We start from the raw sequence: 25,612 nt of genomic DNA on the forward strand, positions 1-25,612 counted from the left end.
AAAAGGCGCTAACGTTGACAAGCTGGCTGCTGAATTTGCTGACGAGCTGGATACTCTGGGCGTTCGCGTAGCTAAATTGGAAAAGAAAGCTGACAACGTAAAGATTACCGGCCAAATCCGTGCTCACTATGAAGATTACAGCGACAACACTTCCAAAGACAACAGCAAGCTGCGTACCCGTATTTGGATTACCGGCCAGGTAAACGAGAACTGGTCCTACACCGGCATGATTCAGAACCAACAAGACTTCATGACCGACGGCGGCGATGAAAATACCACTTTCCAACGCGCATTCGTAAGCGGCCGTTTGGGCGGCTTGAAGGTTGAAGCTGGCCGTAACAATGTAGGTCTGCTGGATGGCGAAATCGTTAGCCATCGTGGCGACCGTGTAAAACTGGCTTACGGTAAAGACATTAAATTGTCCGTTGAAGGCGGTAAATTAGCTTCTTCTGAGACTGCTACTGCTACTCCTATCGGTGAAGAATATTATGCAGTTGCTTTAACTGGTAATGTTGGCAAACTGGGTCTGGAATTGGATTATATCGATTATGATGATGACTCCAAGCTGGGTGACGATAACAATATTTGGGCAGTAGGCGCTAAATATAAATTCGATAACGATTGGGCTATCCGCGCTGCTTATTTGAAAGGTGATTATGACGGCGCTAAATCCGATGGCGACGACGGCTATTATGCAGGCATCAACTACAAAGGTGCTAAAGCTTCCAAGGCTGGCAGCTGGGGCTTGTATGCAACCTACTACGATATGGCTGCATCCACCTATATTTCCAATGGTTGGGAATCCAGTTTTGGCAACACCCTGCGTGGCAACGGCGGCATGGAAGGCTGGAAGATCGGTGCTAACTGGGCTTTAGCAAAGAATATCGTAGCTACTGTAGAATATCATGACCTGGAAGGCAAACTCACCAGTACCAAAGACGACGAGTCCATTTGGTCTGAATTGATCTTCACTTTCTAATTTAATTAGACAAAGATTTAAGGGGCGGCTGCGGCCGTCCCTTTTTTGACAAATAGGAGGTTCTGCTTTATGAAAAAGCTCTTGCATTTTTTGCTTCTGGCTTTAGTTGTCGTAGGCTGTTCCCTGCCCGCTTTCAGCAAAGCGGAAGCCGCTAAAATCGCCGTGCTGCCCATCGTGACCAGCGAGGATGAAGAAAACGCCGCAGTTTCCCGCCGCGTATGGAACGAGGTCTGCATGACGCAATTCAAATTCCCGGAATTCGATATGGTGGACGACAGTGATTTGACTATTGTGTTAGACGGCCTTAACTATAATACCGTCGCCAAGGACGGCGTTAATGAAGTGCTGATGCGTCAGGTTATGGCAAAAACCAACGCGGATATGGCCGTGATGATGGTCATGAGCGAATTATCCTTAGAGCCGGTAGTTCCCTACACTAAAGAAGATTTGTATCGCTTGACGCAAAAGGGCAGCATTATGCTGGTCAATAATATTTCCAAGCAGGTAAAGGTTGACCGCATTAACGATTACGACGATTATGATTACGCCGTTACCGTCCGCAGCGATTTTCTGCACGATCAGTTCCGCAACACCGTTATCCGTGAATTGAAAAAAATCGCTAAGGCTAAATAAGCTTGCTCATCTTTTCATCATACAAACATCCCAAAGCAAAAACTCCCGCAAGGCGCGTAAGCGCGGCGGGAGTTTTTGCTGTAGAAAATTATTTAAAATAAAATTTTATTCGCTAACGAGAAAATTATTGCGCATATTTCGTTCGTCTGCTATAATCAGCTTACGAGATAGTCGGCGTCGGTTTTCCTACTCCCCATGAGTAGGGGGTGAGATACTATGACGGTTTACGAAGCCTTATCTTTAATGATTGCTTTTGCAACCCTGGTGGTACTTATTCTCTCGTTTCATCGCTTGCGATAAAATGAGAAAAACCGCCTAGCGGTTAGGCGGCTTCCTTCTGAACAGAAAATTCATTAGGGGAAAGCCGGCCTTCCACAACCGGCTATCTCTTTTTTTATTATAAGCTTTAAAATTGATTTCGTCAACTTTTTGCTCTTAGTTTTCTTCCGTTCTCATAAATCAAAACTCCCGCAAGGCACGCAAGCGCGGCGGGAATTTTTGCTTTGCACATAAATAATATTTTCTTCAGAAGCTTATTTATAAATATCGCCTCTGCTATCTATATCGAACACTAATATAATAAGCTCATTATTTTTAATCTGAAAAATTGCTCTGTATTTACCGATACGCAAACGATACAAATTATCCAATGTACTTTTCATCTTTTTTATATCATAATTACTAAAACTTGCTATATAATCCTTGGATAAATCGTCAAAAGCCTTCAAAAAACGTATACCTAAAGCTTTATTTTTTCTGATAAATTTTTCAGCAGGAGATTTATATTTAACCGCGTAGCAATTCATTTATATCTATCTCCTTGCCCTCATCAGTAATATCAGTATCAGCTATCAATTTTTCCAGTTCTTTCTGTTCCTCTTCATCTACATAATCACAATGCGCATCTAAAAAAGCTTTCAGCCCCTTCTCTTCCTCTTTGCGAATATATTCTATAGCCGCAATTCGTAATACTTCGGAAAAGCTCTTGCCAACTTTTTTAGAATAATCCATAATAATACGATTTTCTGCCTCAGGAATAGTAATACTTTTACGTAATGCAATAGCAGCCATAATATCAATCCTTTCTATAGTATATACGGTATGTATTACATGTATAGTATATACTGTAAAATTCAGCTTGTCAATTGCTCATTCAGCACATTGTCATTTTCGCTTAAACACAAAACAAACTCTCGCAATACACAAAATAAATATACTATTCTAGAAGAAATTTTTGGTAAAACTATCCGAAATTTCTTCCAGAAACTTGCAGCTCTGTCTGTTTTGCTGTATACTAAAAGAAATTATTGGTAAAATATACCAAAATATCTTTCAGGAGCTTCATTATGAGTAATGAAATAAAAAGAGATTACTATCTAGAACAATTAATAAGCCGCCAAGGCAACGGATTAATCAAAATAATAACGGGTATCAGAAGATGCGGTAAATCTTTTTTGCTGCGTACTTTATTTAAAAACCATCTGCTTACAAGCGGCGTTAAAGAAAGCCATATTATAGAAATGGCCTTTGATTTATTCGACAATATCGACTACAGAGATCCCAAAAAATTCTATCCCTGGGCCAAAGCGCAAATAAAAGACGAAGGCAAATATTATTTCCTTTTAGATGAAGTTCAATTACTCGAAGAATTTGTAAGCGTTCTTAATGGTCTTGCCGATAAAAAGAACTGCGACGTATATGTAACAGGCAGCAACGCCAAATTTCTTTCAAAAGATATCGCTACAGAATTTGGCGGCCGCAGCGACGAAGTTCACATGTATCCTTTAAGCTTTTCCGAATTCATGAGCGCCTACAAGGGAAATCATTATGACGGCTGGAATGAATATATTACTTACGGCGGTATACCTCTCGTAGTTTTGGCAGACACGGAAGAGCAAAAAATTATGCTTTTGGATAATTTATTCAAAGAAACCTATCTTCGTGATATCGTAACGAGAAACAAAATCAGAAACATCGGAGAAATGGAAACTTTGCTGGATATTTTATCGTCAGCAATCGGCGCTTTGACTAATCCGCATAAACTCCAAAATACCTTCAAAAGCGTAAATAAATCCGCGATAACGGCTACGACTATTACAAAATATATCGAGTATCTGAAAGACGCTTTCTTAATCGAAGAAGCAGAACGCTATGATATTAAGGGCAAAGCCTACATAGGTACTCCGATGAAATATTATTTTACGGATATGGGGCTGAGAAACGCGAGAATTAATTTCCGGCAAATTGAAATAACTCATTCCATGGAAAATGTAATATATAACGAGCTTAGAATGCGCGGCTTTAATGTCGATGTCGGAAACATCAATATTTTGGAAAAAGATAAAAACGGTAAGCCGATAAAAAAGCAATTAGAGATTGATTTTATTTGTAATAAAGGCTACAAAAAATATTATCTTCAGTCAGCTTACATGCTGAGCACGCAAGAGAAACTGGCGCAAGAAATAAGACCTTTTTTTAAAATCAACGATTCATTTAAAAAGATAGTTATTACCTCCAATACTCCTAAGCCAACTTATAGCGAAGAAGGCATTTTATTCATGAATATATATGACTTTTTATTGAATCCGGCGTCATTAGAGCTCTAACACAAAGCTTTCCAGAAGAAATTTTTGGTAAAATTTCCCGAAATTTCTTCCAGAAAAATATACCCCTGACCCACGCAATAATTAATATCCAGCCAGACGAAAGCCCTCAAGGATTTTCCTTGAGGGCTTCGCTTTTCATTCTTATGCTTATTTGCTCCACTGCCAAATCCTGTAGCCCAGCCACATGCAGAAGGAGCCGCTGAAATCCAGCAGTACGTCGCTGACCTGACTGCTGCGTCCCATGCTTGACAGCTGAATATATTCGTCAATCACAGCTGTCAGCAGGCAAAAAAGCAGTATATAGCCATTAGATGTGCGATTGCTTACATGGAAGCAGACAAAAGTGCGGCACCAAATCCATGCCAGCACGGCAAACTCACAGAAATGCGCCAGCTTGCGAATCGTATGCTCCACATTGCCATGCAAATTGACGTGTAAAATTTTGCCTAAATACAGGACAAAATGCGCTATCCAGCCGCTCATCCTTCCGGAATCCGTCATTGGCAGGGACGAATTAAAGAAAATCAGGCAGGCCATAATCACGGCCAGCAATAACCAAAAATATTTCATAATATACCTTTAAACATTGCGGGTCAGGCAATCCATAACCATCATATTGCTGACTACGCCAATTCCTCCGGGTACGGGCGTAAAGGCGGCGGCCTTAGCGGCCACGGCAGGGTCTACGTCGCCCACCAGCTTACCGTCCACAGCGTTAATGCCCACATCCACAATGACCACGCCCTCCTTAACCATCTCCGGCTTTATAAAGCAAGGCTTGCCTACGGCGGCTACGATAACGTCCGCCTGCTGCAGCAGTTCCGGCAAATTGCGCGTGCGCGAATGGCAAATAGTAACGGTAGCGTTCTTTTTCAGCATCAGCATAGCCACAGGCTTGCCCACTACATTGCTGCGGCCAATTACGACAACGCTTTTACCTTCCAGCTCGATACCGTAATGTTCCAGCGTCGCCATGCAGGCGCGCGGAGTACAGGCCGCCCAAGGACTGCGCCCCATAAAAACATTGCCTACGTTCTGCGGGTTCAGGCAGTCCACATCTTTATTAGGCGACACGGTCGCACCCACATTATCGCTGTTAATATGCTTGGGCATGGGCATCATGGGCAAAATTCCCGTCACATAACGATTGCGGTTCAGCTTTTTAATCACGCCGATCACATATTCTTCTGTAGAATCCTGCGGCAAGCGGATAACCTTAGCCGCGCCGCCCAGACTTTCAATAAGCTTTACCAGCCTGTCCTTATAAACGTGGGACGCAGGAGCATCTCCCACTACAATAATGGCAATGGTCACCAGCAGGCCGCGCTGCCTGGCGGCGGCGATCTTTGCGGCAACGTCCAGCCTGTAAGCGTCCGCCACAGGCCTGCCCCTCATAATAATAGTTTCCATGCGTGTTTCACCTCAAAATTATATCTTAAAACAGTCCGCTGATAACGCCCTCGTCACTGACATCGATCTTTTCAGCGGCAGGAACCTTAGGCAGACCGGGCATGGTCATAATATCGCCGGTCAAAACTACGATAAAGCCTGCGCCTGCGGCAATACGGCAGTTTTTAATGGTAATGGTAAAGCCGCTGGGACGCCCCAAAAGCGACGGGTCATCGGAGAAGGAATACTGGGTCTTAGCCATGCAAACGGGCAACTTGCCATAGCCCATGCTTTCAAATTCCTGCAAAGCCTTATTCGCTTCTTTAGTATAATTAACGCCGTCAGCGCCATAAATTTCCTTGGCGATAGTTTCGATTTTAGCCTTCAAGGGAAGCTCCAGTTCGTAAATGGGCTTGAAGTCCGCCTGACCGCTTTCAGCAAGAGCAATAACCTCACGGGCCAGTTCTACGCCGCCTTCGCCGCCGCGAGCGAAAACGTCGGACAGCGCTACATTAACGCCGTGCTTAGCGCAATGCTCGCGTACTGCTTCCAGCTCCTCCGGCGTATCCTGGGCAAAAATATTGATAGCGACAACGGCGGGCACGCCAAATTTCTTGACGTTTTCGATATGCTTTTCCAAGTTGCACAGGCCCTTCTTTACAGCCTCTACATTAGGAGTCTTGAGCTCGGTTTTGGGCACGCCGCCGTGCATCTTCAAGGCGCGCACCGTAGCCACGATTACTGCGGCGTCCGGCTTGAGCCCGGCGTAACGGCATTTAATATCAAAGAATTTTTCCGCTCCTAAATCAGCGCCGAAGCCTGCTTCCGTAATCGTGTAATCAGCCAGCTTCATGCAGGTTTTGGTAGCCATAACGCTGTTGCAGCCGTGAGCGATATTAGCGAAGGGGCCGCCGTGAATAATAGCCGGAACGTTCTCCAGCGTTTGTACCAGATTTGGCTTAACAGCGTCCTTGAGCAGCGCCGCCATAGCGCCGTGAGCCTTAATCTGTCCTGCAGTAACAGGTTTGCCGCTGTAATCGTAGGCCACGATAATTTTGCTCAAGCGCTCTTTCAAATCGTGCAGGCTGCTGGCCAGGCACAAAATAGCCATAACCTCGGAGGCTACGGTAATATCAAAGCCATCCTGACGCGGCACGCCGTGAGGCTTGCCGCCCAAGCCCACAACAATATTGCGCAGCTCGCGGTCGTTCATATCCACAACGCGCTTCCACACAATGCGGCGCGGGTCGATATTCAGCGCGTTGCCCTGTTGAATGTGGTTGTCCAGCATAGCGGCCAGCAGCATATGCGCGGAGGTAATGGCATGAAAATCACCGGTAAAGTGCAGGTTAATATCCTCCATAGGCACTACCTGGGAATAGCCGCCGCCGGCAGCGCCGCCCTTAACGCCCATGCAAGGACCCAGAGAAGGCTCGCGCAGCGCAACGATAACCTTTTTGCCAATCTTGTGCAGCCCCTGGGCCAAGCCTACGGTAGTAGTGGATTTGCCCTCGCCCGCAGGCGTCGGCGTAATAGCGGTAACTAAAACCAGCTTACCGGCAGGCTTCTCCTCTACGCGGCGGATAAGATCCATGGAAAGCTTAGCCTTATAACGGCCGTATAATTCAATATCCTCCTCGCTGATGCCCAGCTTGGCAGCCACATCAGTGATTTTTTGCATTTTCGCTTGTTGAGCAATTTCAATATCGGATAACATAATTTACCTCCTCCAAAGCAAATGGTCTGGGAAAACGGGTTACCTTATAAATTTCTCCCCACAAAGCGCATTTTCCTGCTAGAAAAGGCGCAGCAGGGAGAAAATATTTTTATTCATAGCGGCGCTATCTTTATAGTACAGCAACAGCTAAATCGCCTACCTGAACCAAATCTCTACGGTAGCGCCCTCATCTACCTCCGTACCGGGCCCAGGCCGCTGCTGGTATGCGTGCCCGCTGCCATAGGGCTTCATGCGCAAACGTCCCTGCTGCAAAAGTTCGGCCGCCAAACGCATATCGATACCGTTAAAATCCGGCAGCTTAATTTTGCCGCCGGGTAAAAGCTGCAGTTGCGGCGCGGGACGCTTTTTAGCAGCTCCCTTAGCGCCTACGGCGTTCATTTCTTCAAAAGACGGCAAGCCCTCGCTGCTGGCGGGCTGAATACCCTTGGCAACCAAAATCTGCTGCAAAGTATCGCGGAAAATAGGCGCGCTGACCTGAGAGCCGTAAAAAGCGCCCTGCGGCGTATCCAGCATAACCAACATAGCGTACATAGGCTTATCTGCCGGCACAAAGCCCACAAAGGAAGCAATGTACTTGCCAGCAGCATAGCCGCCGCCCTCTGCCAGTTTTTCAGCCGTACCGGTTTTACCGGCAATGCAATAACCCTTAATAGCCGCCGGTTTGCCGCCGCCCTCGCTGACCACCTTTTCCATCATATCGCGCATCTGCCTGGCTACCTGCGGCGTAATAACGTTACGCACCACGTGCTTCTGACCTTCGCTGATCACGGTTCCGTCGGGAGCGACGACCTTTTTTACAATATAGGGCTGCAGCAGCTCGCCGCCGTTGGCAATAGCGCAAATAGCCCGCAGCACCTGTATCGGCGTTACGGCTACGCCCTGACCGATAGCCATCGTCGCCACGTCCGGCTCGTACATCATTTTCGGGTCGTACAAAATACCGTATTCCTCGCCCGGCAAATCGATGCCCGTAGGCGAACCGAAGCCAAATTTTTTCGCATAACTTATCAAGCGGTCAGCCCCCAGCTGCATACCCAGCTGCACCATACCGGTATTGATGGAAAATTTTATAATAGTGGCAAACGGCACCGGCCCCAAGCCTTCGCCGTCCCAGTTGTGAATTACGCGATCGGCAATGCGGATACTGCCGTCGTCCTGAAAAATAGTATCCGGCGTAATAATGCCTTCCGTCAGGCCCATGCAGCCGACTATGGGCTTGAAGACCGAGCCCGGCTCGTAAATCATGGAAATAGCCTTATTGCTCCAGGTATCGGGATTGTATTTACCAAAATTATTCGGGTCAAAGGTCGGCCTGCTGGCCATGCCCAATATTTCGCCAGTATACGGGTCCATAATGATAGCTGCGGCTCCCTTGGCCTTAGTCCGGCTGATAGCGTCGTCCATGGCGTCCTCCAGCACGTACTGCATCTTGCTGTCCAATGTCAGGTACACCGTCGGCAGCTGCTCCTTGGGTTTTTTCACAGCCTGCGCATCGTCATTCAGCAAGCTGCCCAAAATTTGCTGCCCCGCCGCGTCCACCATCAAGGAATACTTAGTATCCTTTCCCTTCAAAACGTCGTTCAGCTGGTATTCGATGCCGCTCAGGCCCACATCATCCGTACCGATAAAGCCCAAAATCTGCGCTGCCGTTCGCTTCTTGGTATAATAGCGCTTGCTTTCCTCCAAAAAGTGCAGCCCCGGCAGCTTATTATCCTTAATCAGCTTACGCACCTGCTCCACTTCTTTGGGCTCCATAGTGCGCTTCAGCCATACGAAGCGGCCGCCGCCGGTAAAGGTTTTATACAAACCGTCAGCGTCCATATGCAGCACCGGCGCCAGCAAATCGGCGCTGATGCGCCGCACGTCCCGCTGCGGCTTCTGCTTGGCGCTTTCAGGGCTATCCACCATTCTCTCAGGGTCCACATACAACGAACCCGTCATAATACTGACCGCCAGCTCCTCGCCGTCCCTATCCACAATACGTCCGCGGGGATGCTTTTGCACCAAATCGGCAGTCAGCTGGGATTGGGACATCTGGCTTAAATCTCCGGCACGCACAATTTGCAGCCAGGCCAAACGCAGCGCTACACCGGCAAAAACGACCGTCAGCAGCAAACACACAATACTAAAGCGCTTACGCCCGTCATATAAGGTAAACCTGCTCACGTCCGCCACCTCTCATTCCGCACCACGCGCAAGCCGTCGCGCCGTTCCTCCGGCGGCAAAACGTCCATTTCTGCCCGCCTAACCTCCTCGTCATAAACGGAAAGCAGCAGGCCAATGGCCGCCATGGACAGCATCATGGAGCTGCCGCCGTAGCTGATGAAAATCAGCGGCACGCCGATAACGGGCAAAATACCGCAAACCATCGCCATATTGGCCACAGCCTGACCCACAATCAAAAAGGTAACGCCTCCGGCCAGCAAAAAGCCCTGCTTATCCCGCGTACTGCAGGTAATCGTACAGAAGGCATAACCTAAAAGCCCGAACAGCAGCATTAAAAGCATGGCGCCAAAAAAGCCGTTTTCCTGACAAAAAATTGCGAAAGCAAAATCCGTATGAGCCTCCGGCAGATAAAAGAACTTACCAGCGCCGTGCCCCCAGTGCGTTCCCACCAAATTGCCGCTGCCGATTGCCAAAAGCGACTGCACCATCTGATAGCCTGCTCCCGCCTGGTCCAGCCAGGGGTCGAACCACACCTTAACGCGCTCCAGGCGGTAAGGAGAAGTCAACGTCGCTATCACCGCTCCCAAAGAACCGCCGCCCAGCACCAGCAGCACCTGCCAGCCCGGTATTCCGGCAATCATATACACGCCGAACGCCAAGCCGCAGATAATGGCTGCCGTACCCAAATCAGGCTGCTTATAAACTAAAGCCGCGTAAGTAACAGCAGCCGCAATTACCAAACGATGGTCGCCGGCGGCAAACAAGCTGACCCGCTCGCCCCGCCGCATCATTCTGCCCAGATATTTGGCAGCCAGCATAATAACTACCAGCTTGGCGAATTCCGAGGGCTGCACGGAAAACGGCCCCAAATACAACCAGCGAGACGCGCCCTTAGTCGATACGTCCAGCAAATCGACCACCAGCAGCATCACAAAAACTATCAGGAACGCTCCCCACAGCAGGTATTTATGCAGCCAGATCTTATAGCCCACCCGCCGGACAATATTCATAGCCAGCAACCCCAAGCCGGCAAAAATAAAGTAACGCAATAAATAGTACCAGCCGCTGCCAAACATATCCTGCGCCATAACATAGCTGGCGCTGAAAACATTGATACCGCCGACGACTAATAAAATTGCCATCACCATATAAATAAGCTGCACGGGATTTTTCCAAAATCTTAAAAAGCTTGCTTTCATAACGAACCCTACAAACTAAAAAACTACCTCGCAGAAATTGATGGGCGTTCCCAACGCGCTGAACTTCTGCTCATATTCCGTCTGCACCGGATTATCGTATTCCGAATGATGCAGGTCGTAGCTTAACGCCACGATTTCCAAGCCAAATTCCTTAAACTCCTCTACGGAAAAGTCAAACAGCCCGCAGTTATCCGTTTTAAAGCGCAAATGTCCGCCCTTGCCCAAAAGCTGCTGATACTTTGCCAAAAAGCTGCGATGCGTCAGGCGGCGTTTAGCGTGGCGCGCCTTCGGCCACGGGTCGCTGAAATTAAGATACAGCTCCTTAATCTCGCCGGGCTCAAACCAGTCCAGTAAATTTTCGGCGTTGGCGCAGATAATGCGCACGTTATCCAGCTTATTATCCTTAGCCGCCTTAGCCGGATAATAAGCGATATCATGCTGCGTTTCAATGCCTATAAAGGCCTTGTCAGGATAGAGCTGCGCCATCCCAATAGTAAAGCGGCCCTTACCACAGCCAATTTCCAAGCACAAACGCTTGCCGGGAAAAATTTCCTGCCAATGGCCTTTAAACTTATCGATATCGTGCATAAAAACGTACTCGTCCTGCACATCCTTCATTGCTTCTTCAATCCAGGGTTTCTTTCTTAAACGCATTCAGTCTACCTCACATTAAGTTAATAGCAGCGGCTGCTTCCGCACTTTCGCCGCTGCCTTCATATATTATACAATGAAACCTCGCCCAGCGCACGAAAACTTTCACAGCAGTCCGCCTGAATATAATTATTTAAATTTTCAGAATTTTTCTTGCAATTTTAACTACTTTGCTGTATAATCATCTCAGCGACTTAACGCAGCTGCAAGTCCTAGTAAAAAATTACATACAGGAGTGAATTTTTATGGTTATCGTAGGCAAAGTAAAATGGTTTGACCCCAACCGAGGCTTCGGCTTCATCGAGCACGGCGGCAAAGGCAAGGATGTGTTCGTGCATTTTTCCGCCATTCAAAATATTACCGGATATCGCGCATTACACGACGGTCAGCACGTTTGCTATCAAATAGTCCGCGGCAAAAACGGTCCTATGGCAATTAACGTAACGCCGTTGAGCTTTATCCGGGCATAAATATGCCCCAAGCGCCTTAATATTTTAAATTATAAGACAGCTGCGGAAAGCAGAGTACACTGCTTTTCGCAGCTTTAATTAAAAAAACTACACAAAATAGTCGTATCGTCTTGCAAGTTTGTAAAATTTATGTTAAATTTAAGTAAGAGAAAACCGCAGGCAAGCTGATAGCTAAATCTACCCTGTTTGCGGCACAGCAAGACAGCCGGCACCACCTACAGCCGGTACACTCAAGGAGGTTTTATTCATGTTAAAAAAGACAAGTATCTGGGCAATGCTGCTCGTAGTACTCGTAACCATGCTGATGGCTGGCTGCGGCGGCGGTGGCGGCGAAAAGAAAGCGGCTGCTCCTGCAGGCAGCCAAAAGCTTATCATCTATACCTCTATGAAGGAATCCCTCATTAAAGGTATCGTTGAAGGCTTCAAAAAGAAGAACCCCAACATCGACGTTGACTATCAATCCGCAGGCGCAGGCAAGCTGATGGCTAAAATCGCCGCAGAACGTCAAAGCGGCAAGATTCTGGCTGACGTTATCTGGACCAGCGAGGTTCCCGACTTCTACAAAATGAAGCAGGAAGGCATTCTGGCTACCTACAAGAGCCCCGTTTTCAAAGAAATCGTGAACCCCTTCGACGATTATGACGGCTCCTTCCACGCTGCTCGCTTGGGCACCCTAGGCATCATCGTTAACACCGACAAAATCAAAACTGCTCCGACCCAATGGGCCGACCTGAAAAAACCTGAATACAAGAACGGCTTCGCAGTTGCTAACCCCGCTCTTTCCGGTACCGCTTACATGTCCATCGCTCTGCTGCAAAAGCAATTCGGTCCTGACTTCTTTAAGGACTTGAAAGCTAACGGCGCTCGCGTAGGCAAAGGCTCCGGCCAAGTTATCGACGATACCGCTTCCGGCGAATTGGCTGCATCTTTGGCAGTAGACTACATTACCAACGCTAAGATCGCTAAAGGCGCGCATATCCAAATGTGCTATCCGCCCGAACTGCTGGTAGTTCCTTCTCCGGTTGCTATTTTCAAAGATTCCACTAAGATGGAAGCAGCGCAAAAATTTGTTGACTACCTGCTGGGTCAGGAAGCTCAACAGCTGGTTGCTAACCAAGGCACCATCCCCGTTCGTGAAGACGTAAAAATCGATCCTAAATTCCAGCTGCCTTCTCCTAAAGTTGCTTTGGAAAAGGGCATCAAAGTAAATTATCATGAGATTATTGACAGCAAGGAAAAGATTGTTAAAGAATTCACCGAGCTGATGCAAGTTAAAAAATAATCTGTTATTGTATTATTGCTTTAACAGAAATTACTCATTAAGCTTTAACTCAATGGCAGAACGGGCTTTCCCGTTCTGCCGTTTTGTAGTTTATCATTAGCACCGTAAACTTCTGCATTGCGCAAAATTTTCGGGAGGTTATTTTATTTATGGAAAATATTATTACGGTTGAAGGCGTATGCAAAAGCTACGCCGCACACCAGGTACACAACAATCTGAACCTCGAAGTCAAACGGGGCGAGTGCTTTACCCTGCTGGGGCCTTCCGGCTGCGGCAAAACCGTACTCATCCGTATGATCGCAGGCCACGAAGTTCCTGACGAGGGCAAAATTTCTATCGACGACACCGTTGTCAGCGACAACGCTACCGGCGAATATATTCCGCCTGAACGCCGCGGCCTGGGCATTGTTTTTCAGGATTATGCCGTATGGCCCCACATGACTGTTTTTGAAAATATCGCTTATCCTTTAAAAATGGAAAAGCGTCCTAAAGCCGAAATCAACGAGCTGGTTATGAAAATGATCGATATCGTTGGCATGAAGGGTTTGGATAAACGTCTTCCCTCCGAGCTGAGCGGCGGTCAGCAGCAGCGTGTAGCCCTGGCCCGCGCTCTTGTAGCCGACCCGTCCGTAATGCTGCTGGACGAGCCCCTGTCTAACCTGGACGCCAACCTGCGCGAGGAAATGCGTTTTGAAATCAAAGCGCTGCAAAAACGCTTCGGCATCACCGTTATGTTCGTAACCCATGACCAGGAGGTAGCTTTGGCAATTTCCGACCGCATGGCGATTATGGATACCAAAGGCAATATCCGTCAGATTGGTACGCCCTACGAAATTTTTGAGCAGCCTGTCGACCTCTTCGTCTTTAAATTTATGGGCATCGCCAACTTCCTGCACGTTACCCAAAAGGGCGGCGATTATCTCGTAGGCAGCGGTAATCAGCCCATCCCCTGGGAGAAACCGCAGGGCAGCGCTGCCAGCTGGGTAGCAGGCTTCCGCCCCTCCGACGTGGATATTCACCGCGAAGGCCCCGGCTTGAAGGGTATCATCCGCCGCGCTAACTTCCTGGGTGCGACCATGGACTACATGATTGAAATTGACGGCGAAACTCTGCGCACAGAGCTGGAAACACATACCGCTATCAACAATAATTTAATGTTTAAAGAAGGCGACGAATGCTACATTACCTTTAAGGCACTGCATTGGTTCGACGCCGAACAGCTCAAGGAGGTGGAAGAATAATGGCTAAAAATACCATCAAAAAGGACAGCGGCTTTGGTATTGCCCAGCTGATTCTGTTCATTTCCATCGCCGTACTGGTCATCTTCGTAGCCTGGCCCGTACTCTTGATTTTATTCAACGCCTTCTTCATCGACGGCAAATTCAACAGTCTGGACTTCTACAATGTTCTGACCGAACCCGAAACCTTCCAGGCGCTGATCAACTCCTTGATTATCGCCAGCATGACCACCATCGGCAGTACCATTGTCGGCACCTTCTTTGCCTGGCTGGTAACGCGTACCGACCTGCCTTATAAAACCTTTATGAAGAGCCTTTTCCTGGTGCCCTTTATGCTGCCGTCCTTCATCGGAGCATTAGCCTGGAAAATGCTGCTGTCGCCACATTCAGGTTATATCAATAAATGGTTTATGGCTACCTTCAACACCGCCGAACCGCTTTTTGATATTTATACCTATCACGGCATCAGCTGCGTAGAGGTCATGTACCTGTTCCCCTTCGTATTCATTCAGGTATGCGGCGCTTTGGAGCGTATGGACCCCACCTTGGAAGAATCTGCACGTATTTCCGGCGCTGGCCTGTTCACTATCACCCGCAAGATTACCATTCCTTTGGTTATGCCGTCCATTATGTCCGGCGCGCTGCTGATTATGCTGTACTCCATGGCCCATTTCGGCACTGTAGCCGTATTGGGTATCGAGCAGGGTATTTATAATATCCCGACGCTGATTTACGAAAAGATTCACCAGAGCGCAGGCAGCTTTGAATCCATCCGTACCGGTACCGTACTGGCAACCGTACTTATCGTATCCGCTGCCGCCATCATCTGGGCACAGCAAAAAATTCTCAGCAAGGGTCATTATCAGATCATCGGCGGCAAAAGCTTCCGTCCCATGGAGCTCAAGCTGCGCGGCCTGCGTTACCCGCTGCTGTTCTTCTGCCTGGCGTACATCGGCTTTACCATTCTGCTGCCTACGGTCATCATCTTTATGGTCGGCGGCGTAGAAACCTACGGTCTGCCCTTGACCTGGGAAAACCTGTCTTTGGACAACTACAAATACATTCTCTTTGAATACGACGTTACCCGCGACGCTATCTTCAACAGCGTTACCTTGGGTCTGGCAGCCGCTTTCATCACCATGTTCGCCGGCGTTATGATTTCCTACGTAATCGTCAAGATGAAGGTACGCGGCAAAGGCATCCTGGAATTTTTAGGCATGCTGCCGTTCTCCGTACCGGGTTCCGTTATCGCGCTGGGCGTAATTCTGGCCTGGAGCGGTCAATTCGGCATCAATTTGTACAACACCGTTTGGATTATTCTGGTATCCTACATTGCCCGCTACATGGCCTTCTCCTTAAAGGCTAACTCCGCTGCTTTGGAGCAGGTACACGACTCCCTGATGGAAGCCTCCCGTTCCTGCGGCGCCAGCATGTGGCAGTCCCTGAAGGATATCGTTATTCCGTTGGTACGTCCCGGCATGATCAGCGCCTTCTTCCTGATCTTCCTGCCGGCTCTGCGCGAGCTGACCGTATCCATCATGCTGTACGCTCCTACTACCAGAACTATCGGCGTAGCCATCTACACCCTGAACGAAGACGGCGAGACAGTAATGTCCACCGCACTTGCAGGTATTGCCTTGATCCTCATTGTTTTGGGTCAAATTCTCATCAATCATCTTACCAAGAAAGCGAGTGAGTAATCGTCATGTCATATATCCGTTTAATCAATGTTACGAAAAAATTCGGTGACGTTACCGCTGTCGATAACCTGAATATCGAAATCGGTAAGGGTGAATGCTTTTCCATGCTGGGCCCCTCCGGCTGCGGCAAAACCACTACGCTGCGCATGGTAGCAGGCTTTGAGGATTTATCCGACGGCGAGGTATGGGTAGGCGACCGCCTGCTTTCCTCCCCTAAAAAACGTCACTATACGCCGCCTGAAAACCGCAACTTCGGCATGGTATTCCAGGCCTTCGCCGTATGGCCGCATATGAGCGTTTATGAAAATGTAGCCTTCCCTTTGCGCCTGCGTAAGCTGCCCAACGCAGAAATTGAGCAGCGCACTAAGGACGCGCTGACCGCGACCAATCTGCTGAAAGCGGCTAACGACAGCCCCGCAGACCTTTCCGGCGGCGGCAAGCAGCGCGTGGCTCTGGCCCGTGCGCTGGCTATCAATCCGGACGTAATGCTGCTGGACGAGCCCCTGTCCTCCCTTGACCCGCATCTGCGCGAGGAAATGCGCTTTGAAATCAAGGATTTGCAGCGCAAATACGGCTTCTCCATTATTTACGTAACCCATGACCAATCCGAGGCTATGGCTCTGTCCGACCGTATTTTGGTTATGAAGCTGGGCGTAATGCAGCAAATCGATACGCCGCTGAACGTCTACAACAACCCGACTAATAAATTTGTTTTCAGCTTTATCGGCGTATCCAGCTTTACCGACGTACACTGGCAGGACGGCAAAGCCTTTATTCAGGGCTCTGCTCATGCGCTGCCCTCCGGCCTTATCGTGCCCGACCGCATGAAGGGCGAAGCGACCTTTAACCTTGCCAGCCGTCCCACGGAAATCCGCTTTACCAACGAAAGCGACCCCAACGGCGTACGCGGTCTGGTAATGCGCAAGGCCTTCCTGGGCGAAATCGTCGACTATCTCATCAAGATAGGCGACCAAGAGGTCCGTGTGCAAATCGGCCGCCGCGATCCCGGCCCCGAGGTGGACGAAGTCTGCTACCTGCACTTCCTGCGTCCCTTCTGGTACAAGGTCAACGAATAAAGCTTCTTAAGCAGACCAAAGCCCCGAACACCAAGTTCGGGGCTTTAATTTATTCTGTATTATAGTTTTCATATCAATGAAGCAGCCACTGATAATCCTGCCGACAGTCCACAACAAAGTCTACAAATACTTTCCGTTCCTGTATTTGATAAATAATCAAATACCTCTGCATAATAACCAGCTTACGGTATTTATTATAAGGAATAAAATCTCCTGATAAAAACGGATATCGTTCAGGAAAAACATCCAAACTTTGTATACCTTTAATAATTTCTACTTTTACCCTACCGGCAGCGCTGACGCTTTTAAAGGCAATATAGCTGATTATTCTGCCTAAACCCTGCATGGCTTTTTCAGAAACAATAATTTCATATCGATTATTTTCTGTCATGCCCAACGCCCTCAACTACAGAAGCTAAGTATTGTTCCAGTTCATCGACAGAATATCCGGCTTTACCGCTTAAACGCTCTTCTTCTACGCTTAAAAGCTCTTCCCGCAAGCGCAGCATTTTTTCTCGCTGACAATATGCCTGAATATCCATCACAACTAAATCGCCTTCGCCATTTTTCGTAAGATAAATAGGCTCCTTAGTTTTTTTACATAAATCGGATATTTCATTATAATTCTGCCTGATAGTGGCAGATGCTTTAATAATCATCAAGGGCCCTCCTCTATAGCATAATTTTAACTTTTTTCTATATTAATTATACTATATAAGCAGTTCCCGTGCAAATAATAAGCGTTCACAAAATTAGCTAAAACAGCTGACGGCATGTTAAAAGTTTCTTTCATCGTTTTATTTCTGCTTCAAGCTCATTAATGCCTGTAAGAAATCTTCCACGCTGAAGGATTTCAAATCAACGCCCTCTTTAGCGCTGTTTTGCTTATCCTGCGCGTCAATATCCACAAAAAATTCCGCCATCGGTACTTGCAGTACATCGTGCAGCTTGAGTAAATTTTCCAAAGTGATATTATTCCTGCCGCTTTCAATATTACTTAAATGTGCCTGGCTAATCCCCAGATTCTTCGCAGCTTCCATCTGCGACAGGCAGCGCTGTACACGCAGTCTCCTGATTCTGTTGCCAATCAATCTTGTTCTTTCCGACATTATAAAACTTCCTTTCGTATACCGGTAGAGCACATTTATCGCTACAGCTGCATATATGCTTAGCTTTTGCATAAACATCTCTTGATAGACCTATGCTTTATTTTAATCTCAAAAATATTATAGCACACCTGTCCCCCCCCCGGCAAGCTTTTACTACGCAAAAATTTTTACTTTCTCTAGCTTGCCCCTGTTTCACTTTCGGGTACCAAGCGCGCCAATAACAAAACGCTAAGTCCGTAAACTTTGCTAACGCGCCTGAACAAAAAGCTGTCGAAACTCTACCCCTGTGGATAAAGCTCTGACAGCTTATCTGCTCCTTCTAAAATTATAAAATCACATCAACCGTGACGGATTAATTTGCTCGCCGTAGCGAATTACCTCAAAATGCAGGTGCGGGCCTGTGCTGTAGCCGCTGCTGCCCACATAGCCGATAATTTCGCCCTTCTTGACATACTGCCCCGCGCTGACCTCGATGCTGCTCATATGCCCATAGGCAGTCACATAACCAAAATCATGGCTCAAGCGCACATAACGGCCATAACCGCCGTACCAGCCTGCCTGCTGCACATAACCGGCGGCGCTGGCGTAAACCGGCGCGCCGTAATCGATAGCAATATCGATACCGGGATGCCAATCCCTGCTATAACCGTCAAAGGGATTAGCGCGACCGCCGAAAGCCGAGGAAATATACCCGCCACTGGTAGGCCATACGCTGGGAGTCATCTCCCGGCGATAATTTTCATTTTCCAAAGCGTTAATCAGGTTTTCTAAATCTGCCTTTTTGGCGTTAGCTTCGTTATGAATATTCTTTTCCTGCTCCAGCATATATCCCATAGGGCTGCTATCGCCCAGCGTAGGGCCGCCCTTGCCGGCATAAGCGGAAATGTCGCTCTTAGGCGGTAGCTGCGCGCCGTTCTTTTCCATTTCCTGGCGCACTTTATTCTCCAGCTTGGACAAATATGCCAGCTGCTTTTGATTATTTTCCGCCATCTTCTGCAGCTCCTGAATAGTCTTTTCCTGAGCCTGCTTAGTAGCCTTATATTCTGCCAGCTCCTGCTTCTGCGCTTCGTTTTGAATAGCAAAATGCGCCAACACGCCGATAGTAACGGAAATTGTTACCAAAAAAGCGGCTATGCCGGTCACAGCATATTTCAAATGGCTTTTTTTAACGTGAGTTTTAGCGATATGCTGGCCGTCTGCCGGAATCAGCCAAAAGGTAAAGTGCTGGTTGCAGCGCCACATTCTTTTCCACATTCTGTATTTATCTTGAACGCGCTCCGCTACGCCCAGAGCATAACCCTGCACAGCGCCCGCCGCTCTTTGCGCGTAACTCTTGGCCACAGCCGCAGCCTCGTCAAGATAGGCCTTGGCTATTACTGCCTTTTCCTGAGCATAATTTTCAGCCTTAGCTGCCGCGTCCTGCGCTTTAGCACGCATAGCTGTTCCCGCTTCCTCAGCGCACAGCCGTGCCTTACGCCGCAGCGCACAGCTCCGCTCTTTGCCTAAAGCCAGGAAAATATTCAGCTTAGCCAAAATAATCTGCCACAAGTATTCTGTTTTTACGGCGGCAATCTGCCCGCTCTGTTTCAGCTTATCGATAAACGCGCAAATAATCAATTTAATCTGTTCTTCCAGCTGCTTCAGCATCTCGGCACTCCTTACATAATAATTCTTATATTTTAAGTCCGCTCCAGGGCGCACTGCAAACTCAATATACGTAACAACGCTAATATTATAATACTTTTCAGCATATTAGTCAAAAAAATTTGCCAGACGCTTCAAAAACGGTTATCCCCCTGTTTTTTAATATTTTTTACAGACGTTATAAAGCGCCGAGAAGCAGACAAAAGCCGCAGGGCAAAAATCCCTGCGGCTGTTTATTATAAGCTTTATTTTGTTTTCGGTCCTAAGCCGTATTTTTTCAGATAGCGGTACAGTGTGACGCGGCTGACGTCCAGCATATTAGCCAGCTTGCTGATATTGCCTCCGGCAGACTTCCAGGCGGCGATAAAAGCTTCCTTATCGTACTTCCAGGAGCGCTCCATGGTCTTATCGCCGGGCAACTTAATGTTTTCCGCTTCGATAATGCTGCCGGGAGTATGGAAGAAGGCCTGCTCGATAACGCCCTGCAGCTGCTTGATATTGCCGGGCCAGCTGCAGCTCAGCAGCAGGGAAACCGCCTCCGGCGACAGGCGCTTCTGCGGCAGATTATGCTGCGCCGACATTTCCACAAGAATATGACCGGCGATAACCTCAATGTCCTTGCCGCGTTCGCGCAGCGGCGGCACACGCATAGTAGTATCCAGCACCAGCGCGTACAGTCTGCGGGAGAACAAGCCCTTATCGGCCAAACGCTTGAGGTTGGAATCGCAGGCGGCAATCACACGCACGTCAAAGACGCGGGGCTTCTCCCCCTTTTTCTTCGGCGGCAGGCCGTGGGTCAGCGCCTCCGCCAGCTTATCGCCCATTTCCAGGGGCAGCTTTTCTACCTCGTCTAAGAACAGCGTACCGCCCATAGCCAACTCCAGCTTGCCTGCCGACTGCTGGTCGCCGTCGCTGCTGCCGAAAAATTCCACTTCCAGCTCGTCCAGCGGCGCGTTATGGCATTTCACAGCAATCAGCGGCGCAGCGGCGCGGGGGCTGGCCTGATGAATGCCGTGAGCCAGACGCTGCTTGCCCGTGCCCGGCTCGCCCTGCAATAAAATATTGTGGTCGGTGCGGGCCACACGGCTGGCCTTATGCTGCAAGGCCAAAAATTCCGCGGTCTCGCCCACCATGCTGTACAAACTGTAGCGGCTGCTGTAGCCCGTAGCGTGAGCGATAGTGGTTTTCAAATCCTCGATGGACATAGACAGCACCAGCGCGCTTTCCACCTCGCTGCCCACCTTGATAGGCATAACCGTGGTAATATCCTCGTAAGTTCTGTCCTGCGTAATCCAGGTAATTTCACGGCGTTGGGTAGCCACGCCCTTCAGCGCCTTTTTTATGGGGATATGCTCGTAATTCAGGAAAACGTCTTCCAGATGCTCATGTCCGTCCAAGCGCTTCTGGCCGTTTTTATTGCAGTACTTAACGTTGCCATCCTTACCCAGCCAATACACAGTTACCGGCAGCTGCTCCATCATAATCTGGTTGATGGTCCAGGATTCCAGCATCGCCAAATGCTGCTCGATGGAATATTTCATGGTCAGCAGCAGGCTCAAAAGCAAATCGTAGGGCAGGTCGTTCTGATCCAGCGAAAAGAAGGAAATGATGTAGCGTATTTTGCCGTTGACGCAAATGGGCGCGCTGCAGGCGTCCCCGGAATGGCTGTCCTTAATCCACATTTCCGGCCCGAACATCAGAAAAGGCACATTATGCTCGCGGGCCACGCTGATGCTGGAAGTGCCCACATCCTCCTCCAAAACGCGCATTCCCTGAATATCTTCGATAATGCGCTGGAAGAAGGGCATAGCGTAATTTTTAATAACGTAGCCGTTTTCGTCGATCAGCAGCATACTCAGATTATGGATATTGAAATGCTGCTTGCTCTGCTCGTACAAGCCGTCCACATATTTCACAATAAACTCGTGTGTCTTTTGATGCTCGGCAATTTCCTCGCGGCTCAGCTTGTTGATCTTAGGCATCGTCTCGTGAGGCAAACGCATAGCGCGGCAGCGCTGCCAGCTTTCTGCAACCCAGGGATGCACGTTGGGATCGACAATCCCCTCATCCATAAACTTCTTATAGTATGAAGCGAGCTTTTCCTTATTACGTCTTTCGCGAATCATAAAAAATCCTCCCCCATCTGCTTACAGCAGTCAATTTTTATCCTTATACTTCGCCGTTGCTTACCAAAACCCGGCGGGCCCCGTAATAACGTGTTTTCCAATAGTTATCCTGCAAGGAGCACAGCATAACTCCCTTGGACGAGGTAGCGCTCCAGAACTGGTTCTTCCCGGCGTAAATGCCCACATGGGACGCCCCCGCCGCGTAGGTTGTGAAGAACACCAAATCTCCCGGCCGCAACTGCTTCTGCGTTACAAAAACGCCCTGCAAGACCTGCTCGTCCGCCGCCCGCGGCAGCGTAGCGCGGCAATTTTTAAATACATACTGCACATAGCCGGAACAATCGAAACCCTTGGCCGTCACGCCGCCGAATTTATAAGGCACTCCCTTATATTTAGCGGCCTGCTTGACTATCTCCGAGCCCTTGACATTAGTTATCCCTTCCTTGGCAAAGGCCTCCTAGGTCAGCTTGCGATAGGTTTTATCGTCCAAAGCGCCGCTGGCCTTCAGCTTGTGCTGCTGCTGAAATTTTTTCAGCGCCGCCTGGGTAGCGTCGGTCATGCGGCCCGAAGGCTTTTCCTTAGACAGCCCCAGAGCCTGCAGCTTTTGCTGCGCCACCTTCACGCGCCAATCGCTTTGCTGCGCGCTGGCCTTAGCGGCAGGGGCCTGCTTTGCAGTTTTCTTTTTGGCCTCCGCCGACAATGGCAGCCAGCAAAGCAGCGCCAGCAGCGTCAGCAGGGCAGTCAGCCTTTTGCCCATCCTCATCACCTGTTTCAGCTTAGTTAATATTCCGTATTATTATAAACGTCCCAGCTTTTCAGCTTGCTTAAATGCTCCACGCTTACCTCTACCTGCCGCAGCAGACGTTGCTTATCCCTGGGCAGCGTCCCTGCCAGCTGCACGTAATTGGAAACGTGGTTACTGCGGAACAGGCAGTGCTTATCCGCAGGCAGCTCGATATGCTCCAGCATCAGATGCAGCTCCTGCATCAAGCCTGCCGGAGACAAGGGATTGAACTGTCCCGCCTCGAACTGCTCCAGCAGCTCGCTGCCGCGGTACAGCATCAGGCACAAAGCGCTTAAATGCGTGGGCTGGATAATGTTGATAGCTTTAGCCGTTGCCAAAGCGTGACGGGCGCTGCCCTCCACGCCTGCCAGCCCCAATATCACCATCAGCGACAGCTTCATGCCGCTGGCAGTAACGCGCCGTCCCGCCTCTATGGCTTCCTCAGCATTGACGCCCTTGTTCACGGCTTTCAGCGTTACGTCGTCGCCGGTTTCCATGCCGTAGTACAAAAGCTGCAGACCCGCTTCCTTGAGCTGGCGCAGCTCCTCCTCGCTCTTGCGCAGAATATCCTTAGGCGCAGCATAGCTGGCCACCCGCTGCAATTTAGGGAACTGCTCCCGCAGCGCCTGCAAAATTTTCAGCAGCTTAGCCGTAGGCAGCACCAAAGCGTCGCCGTCCGCCAAAAAGACGCGGCGCACCTTGTCCTTGCCATAATAGGCGGCCAAGGCTATCTGCCGTGATATTTCCTCATCCTTTAATATCTGAAAGGGCACGCCGCGGTACATATTGCAATAGGTGCATTTATTGTGGGCGCAGCCCCTAGTAACGCGCAAAATAAAACTGCTTGCCTCGCTGGGAGGTCTGAATACTGGTGTATCATAAGAATCGAAAAACATATTTACCTCGCTTGAATAAAATTTTTCACGACCTATACGGCGCCAGTAATTAGATCGCACAGGACGCCGCGACTATTAAAAGCACAGCGTCGCAGCGCCTGTATATAATGTTAAGTATAGTACACTTTTAATTATATTATACCCGATTTTCGCCAATTTGTAATGCCCAACTGAAAACTTTTTGTTACTTTTTATACAAAGATTTCAGCAAAGACCGCAAGAATGTAAAATGTACGAAGCGCTTTTAGACGTACAGCAAAATTTCACACACAAGATAATTTTTTAGGATATAATGGATAATGTAGAAATATTATACGAAAGCGAAGATAAATCCCCATGCGCTATTACAAAATTTTGCTAACGCTGCTCCTGCTGGCCGCGCTTCTGGCAAGCGGCTGCGGCAGCCAGCAGCATAAAAAAATCGGCGGCGGCCCGCTGTCCATACCCTCCTACGAGGTCAAGACTCCTGCCTCCGGCCAGATTATCGGCCTGATTACCGAAAAGGGAGAACGCATCAGCAAAGGCCAGCCCCTGTTCGCCATCAGCGACCCGCAGCTAGACGCGCAAGTAAAAGAACTCACGGCCCAAACCGCCAAGGCAGCCGCCGAATTAAGCCGTTTGCAGCAAAGCGCAGCCAACGCTGCTCCGCCCGGCAATCTGGCCTCAGCGCAGGCTAATCTGGCCGAAGCACAGCAAAAGGCCGCTAAAATGAATAATTTGCTGGCGCAGGGAGCCGTATCGCGGCAGCAGGCGCAGGCCGCCCAAGCCGAGCTGCAGCAGGCCAGCGCCAGCTTTCAGGCTGCCAGCCGCGCAGCAGTAATCAGCCAGCCTGCTTCGCCCCAAGCCATAGCCGCGCAGCAAAAGCTGCTGGAGCAGCTCAAACAGCAGCAGGCTCAGGCCACGGCAAAGCAGCAGGCCAACGAAGCTATCAGCCCCTGTACGGGCGTCGTCACTCAGCTCAAAGCCGCAAATAACGACGCTGTTCGCCAAGGCGAAATTATTGTAGAGCTAACGGCTGTTGAAAGCTGTCAAATCAGCTTTAGCGTCAGCGCCGCCGAAGCTAAAAATTTAACCGTCGGCCAAAGAGTTACTCTGAAAACTGCCAACGCCTCCTTTGGCGGCAGCATCAGTGAAATTAACGGCAGCACCGTAACCGTAATATCGGATAATAAACCGGCTGATGTGCCGGCCGGAACAGCGGCAGATATTTATTTAGCCAACTGAAGCAGAAAGTAAGGAGAGATTATGCTTAACCAATTTTCACGTACAGAGCTGCTGATCGGCAGCCAAGCCCTGCAAAGGCTGCACTCAGCCCATGTAGCCGTTTTCGGCGTCGGCGGCGTCGGCGGCTACGCAGTCGAAGCGCTGGCCCGCAGCGGCGTTGGGCACTTAACCTTAGTAGATAACGATACGGTAGCGCTGACCAATCTGAACCGTCAGATTATCGCTACGCATGCCACCATCGGCCAGCCCAAGGTAACGGCTATGGCCGAACGCCTGCGCAGCATCAATCCTCACATTGCGGTCCACCCCTGTCAATGCTTTTTCCTGCCCGAAAACCAGGAGCAGTTTGATTTTTCCCAATACGATTATGTGGTGGACGCTGTAGACACCGTCGCCGCCAAAATAGCCATTGTCATGGCGGCCAAAGCGGCCGGAGTGCCCGTTATCAGCAGCATGGGCGCAGGCAATAAAATGAATCCCGCTCTGTTTCAGGTAGCCGATATTTATAAAACGTCAGTAGACCCGCTGGCCCGCGTCATGCGCCAAGCTATGAAAAAACGTGGAGTAAAAAAGCTCAAGGTTGTTTATTCCACCGAGCTGCCCCTGCAGCCTATCGACCCGGACGGCGAATGCGGCGCCGAAGCGCCACAGCGGCGCACCCTGCCCGGCAGCACGGCCTTCACGCCCTCGGCAGCCGGTCTG

The 25,612-nt window shown here is 49.2% G+C and carries 27 protein-coding genes; 11 read left to right on the forward strand and 16 right to left on the reverse strand.

The genetic code is table 11. The features are described from left to right. The 3 genes from QZ105_RS05625 to QZ105_RS10555 form a co-directional block, all read left to right on the forward strand. Positions 1 to 979 (forward strand): hypothetical protein (locus tag QZ105_RS05625; protein WP_293728874.1); only part of this gene is annotated, 979 nt, incomplete at its 5' end. Between the two features lie 69 nt (positions 980 to 1,048). Beyond that, on the forward strand, positions 1,049 to 1,612 hold the full coding sequence (locus QZ105_RS05630; RefSeq protein ID WP_293728875.1) for a hypothetical protein: 564 nt from the start codon (positions 1,049 to 1,051) through the stop codon (positions 1,610 to 1,612). Positions 1,613 to 1,828: 216 nt separating this feature from the next. Beyond that, a complete protein-coding gene (locus QZ105_RS10555) occupies positions 1,829 to 1,912 on the forward strand; it encodes a putative holin-like toxin (protein ID WP_366935998.1) in 84 nt (27 codons plus the stop codon). A gap of 233 nt (positions 1,913 to 2,145) precedes the next feature. Here the strand turns inward: QZ105_RS10555 and QZ105_RS05635 are convergent, their stop codons facing one another. Together QZ105_RS05635 and QZ105_RS05640 are read right to left on the reverse strand one after the other, a co-directional pair. Then, on the reverse strand, positions 2,146 to 2,418 hold the full coding sequence (locus tag QZ105_RS05635; RefSeq protein WP_293728876.1) for a type II toxin-antitoxin system RelE/ParE family toxin: 273 nt from the start codon (positions 2,416 to 2,418) through the stop codon (positions 2,146 to 2,148). Then, positions 2,399 to 2,683: a hypothetical protein gene (locus QZ105_RS05640; RefSeq protein WP_293728877.1), complete on the reverse strand. Its 285-nt coding sequence runs from the start codon at positions 2,681 to 2,683 to the stop codon at positions 2,399 to 2,401. The genes QZ105_RS05635 and QZ105_RS05640 overlap by 20 nt, the downstream gene beginning before the upstream one ends. 275 nt (positions 2,684 to 2,958) lie before the next feature. Here QZ105_RS05640 and QZ105_RS05645 point away from each other — a divergent pair, with 275 nt between their 5' ends. After that, positions 2,959 to 4,218 (forward strand): ATP-binding protein, encoded by a 1,260-nt coding sequence (locus QZ105_RS05645; protein ID WP_293728878.1) that lies wholly within the window; start codon positions 2,959 to 2,961, stop codon positions 4,216 to 4,218. 147 nt (positions 4,219 to 4,365) lie between these two features. Here QZ105_RS05645 and QZ105_RS05650 read toward each other — a convergent pair whose 3' ends face one another. From QZ105_RS05650 to trmB, 6 genes are all read right to left on the reverse strand, one after another. Beyond that, positions 4,366 to 4,788: a VanZ family protein gene (locus tag QZ105_RS05650; protein WP_293728879.1), complete on the reverse strand. Its 423-nt coding sequence runs from the start codon at positions 4,786 to 4,788 to the stop codon at positions 4,366 to 4,368. Positions 4,789 to 4,797: 9 nt separating this feature from the next. Then, positions 4,798 to 5,628 carry a tetrahydrofolate dehydrogenase/cyclohydrolase catalytic domain-containing protein gene (locus QZ105_RS05655; protein WP_293728880.1) on the reverse strand — a complete coding sequence of 277 codons (831 nt, stop codon included), beginning with the start codon at positions 5,626 to 5,628 and terminating at the stop codon, positions 4,798 to 4,800. Between the two features lie 25 nt (positions 5,629 to 5,653). After that, a complete protein-coding gene (locus tag QZ105_RS05660) occupies positions 5,654 to 7,324 on the reverse strand; it encodes a formate--tetrahydrofolate ligase (protein ID WP_293728881.1) in 1,671 nt (556 codons plus the stop codon). 156 nt (positions 7,325 to 7,480) lie between these two features. Further along, the gene (locus QZ105_RS05665) at positions 7,481 to 9,511 is read right to left on the reverse strand and encodes a penicillin-binding transpeptidase domain-containing protein (protein ID WP_293728882.1); all 2,031 of its coding nucleotides are present in this window, start codon (positions 9,509 to 9,511) and stop codon (positions 7,481 to 7,483) included. Beyond that, the gene (locus QZ105_RS05670) at positions 9,508 to 10,674 is read right to left on the reverse strand and encodes a putative peptidoglycan glycosyltransferase FtsW (RefSeq protein WP_293728883.1); all 1,167 of its coding nucleotides are present in this window, start codon (positions 10,672 to 10,674) and stop codon (positions 9,508 to 9,510) included. The genes QZ105_RS05665 and QZ105_RS05670 overlap by 4 nt, the downstream gene beginning before the upstream one ends. 51 nt (positions 10,675 to 10,725) lie before the next feature. Then, on the reverse strand, positions 10,726 to 11,364 hold the full coding sequence (gene trmB, locus QZ105_RS05675; RefSeq protein WP_293728884.1) for a tRNA (guanosine(46)-N7)-methyltransferase TrmB: 639 nt from the start codon (positions 11,362 to 11,364) through the stop codon (positions 10,726 to 10,728). A gap of 242 nt (positions 11,365 to 11,606) precedes the next feature. On the opposite strand from trmB, the gene QZ105_RS05680 reads away from it, so the two are divergent. From QZ105_RS05680 to QZ105_RS05700, 5 genes are all read left to right on the forward strand, one after another. Continuing rightward, positions 11,607 to 11,831, forward strand: a complete 225-nt coding sequence (locus QZ105_RS05680) for a cold-shock protein (protein ID WP_293728885.1) — start codon at positions 11,607 to 11,609, stop codon at positions 11,829 to 11,831. A 247-nt stretch (positions 11,832 to 12,078) separates the two neighbouring features. After that, positions 12,079 to 13,113, forward strand: a complete 1,035-nt coding sequence (locus QZ105_RS05685; RefSeq protein WP_293728886.1) for an ABC transporter substrate-binding protein — start codon at positions 12,079 to 12,081, stop codon at positions 13,111 to 13,113. A 149-nt stretch (positions 13,114 to 13,262) separates the two neighbouring features. Further along, positions 13,263 to 14,354 (forward strand): ABC transporter ATP-binding protein, encoded by a 1,092-nt coding sequence (locus QZ105_RS05690; protein ID WP_293728887.1) that lies wholly within the window; start codon positions 13,263 to 13,265, stop codon positions 14,352 to 14,354. Continuing rightward, complete coding sequence (locus tag QZ105_RS05695; RefSeq protein WP_293728888.1) at positions 14,354 to 16,051, forward strand: iron ABC transporter permease; 1,698 nt, start codon at positions 14,354 to 14,356, stop codon at positions 16,049 to 16,051. The genes QZ105_RS05690 and QZ105_RS05695 overlap by 1 nt, the downstream gene beginning before the upstream one ends. 5 nt (positions 16,052 to 16,056) lie before the next feature. Beyond that, a complete protein-coding gene (locus QZ105_RS05700) occupies positions 16,057 to 17,127 on the forward strand; it encodes an ABC transporter ATP-binding protein (protein ID WP_293728889.1) in 1,071 nt (356 codons plus the stop codon). A gap of 73 nt (positions 17,128 to 17,200) precedes the next feature. Here the strand turns inward: QZ105_RS05700 and QZ105_RS05705 are convergent, their stop codons facing one another. The 8 genes from QZ105_RS05705 to QZ105_RS05740 all read right to left on the reverse strand — a co-directional run bounded on the left by QZ105_RS05705 (position 17,201) and on the right by QZ105_RS05740 (position 23,686). Next, the gene (locus QZ105_RS05705; RefSeq protein WP_293728890.1) at positions 17,201 to 17,518 is read right to left on the reverse strand and encodes a type II toxin-antitoxin system RelE/ParE family toxin; all 318 of its coding nucleotides are present in this window, start codon (positions 17,516 to 17,518) and stop codon (positions 17,201 to 17,203) included. Next, positions 17,505 to 17,786, reverse strand: a complete 282-nt coding sequence (locus tag QZ105_RS05710) for a type II toxin-antitoxin system Phd/YefM family antitoxin (protein WP_293728891.1) — start codon at positions 17,784 to 17,786, stop codon at positions 17,505 to 17,507. Before QZ105_RS05710 ends, QZ105_RS05705 begins: the two co-directional genes overlap by 14 nt. A 138-nt stretch (positions 17,787 to 17,924) precedes the next feature. Further along, positions 17,925 to 18,236 (reverse strand): helix-turn-helix transcriptional regulator, encoded by a 312-nt coding sequence (locus tag QZ105_RS05715; protein ID WP_293728892.1) that lies wholly within the window; start codon positions 18,234 to 18,236, stop codon positions 17,925 to 17,927. A gap of 333 nt (positions 18,237 to 18,569) precedes the next feature. Continuing rightward, positions 18,570 to 19,883, reverse strand: a complete 1,314-nt coding sequence (locus QZ105_RS05720; protein ID WP_293728893.1) for a M23 family metallopeptidase — start codon at positions 19,881 to 19,883, stop codon at positions 18,570 to 18,572. 242 nt (positions 19,884 to 20,125) lie between these two features. Further along, positions 20,126 to 22,006: a sigma 54-interacting transcriptional regulator gene (locus tag QZ105_RS05725; protein WP_293728894.1), complete on the reverse strand. Its 1,881-nt coding sequence runs from the start codon at positions 22,004 to 22,006 to the stop codon at positions 20,126 to 20,128. 43 nt (positions 22,007 to 22,049) lie between these two features. Further along, entirely contained in the window at positions 22,050 to 22,388 is a 339-nt protein-coding gene (locus tag QZ105_RS05730) for an NlpC/P60 family protein (protein ID WP_293728895.1), read from the reverse strand. Positions 22,389 to 22,463: 75 nt separating this feature from the next. Further along, positions 22,464 to 22,763 carry a peptidoglycan-binding domain-containing protein gene (locus QZ105_RS05735; protein ID WP_293728896.1) on the reverse strand — a complete coding sequence of 100 codons (300 nt, stop codon included), beginning with the start codon at positions 22,761 to 22,763 and terminating at the stop codon, positions 22,464 to 22,466. Between the two features lie 23 nt (positions 22,764 to 22,786). Beyond that, complete coding sequence (locus QZ105_RS05740) at positions 22,787 to 23,686, reverse strand: radical SAM protein (RefSeq protein ID WP_293728897.1); 900 nt, start codon at positions 23,684 to 23,686, stop codon at positions 22,787 to 22,789. 336 nt (positions 23,687 to 24,022) lie between these two features. Here QZ105_RS05740 and QZ105_RS05745 point away from each other — a divergent pair, with 336 nt between their 5' ends. Beyond that, positions 24,023 to 24,910: an HlyD family efflux transporter periplasmic adaptor subunit gene (locus tag QZ105_RS05745; RefSeq protein ID WP_293728898.1), complete on the forward strand. Its 888-nt coding sequence runs from the start codon at positions 24,023 to 24,025 to the stop codon at positions 24,908 to 24,910. A gap of 21 nt (positions 24,911 to 24,931) precedes the next feature. Beyond that, on the forward strand, positions 24,932 to 25,612 hold a 681-nt coding region (locus tag QZ105_RS05750), incomplete at its 3' end, for a tRNA threonylcarbamoyladenosine dehydratase (RefSeq protein WP_293728899.1).

The sequence above is a fragment of the uncultured Phascolarctobacterium sp. genome, assembly GCF_905212365.1.
Lineage (GTDB): Bacteria > Bacillota > Negativicutes > Acidaminococcales > Acidaminococcaceae > Phascolarctobacterium_A.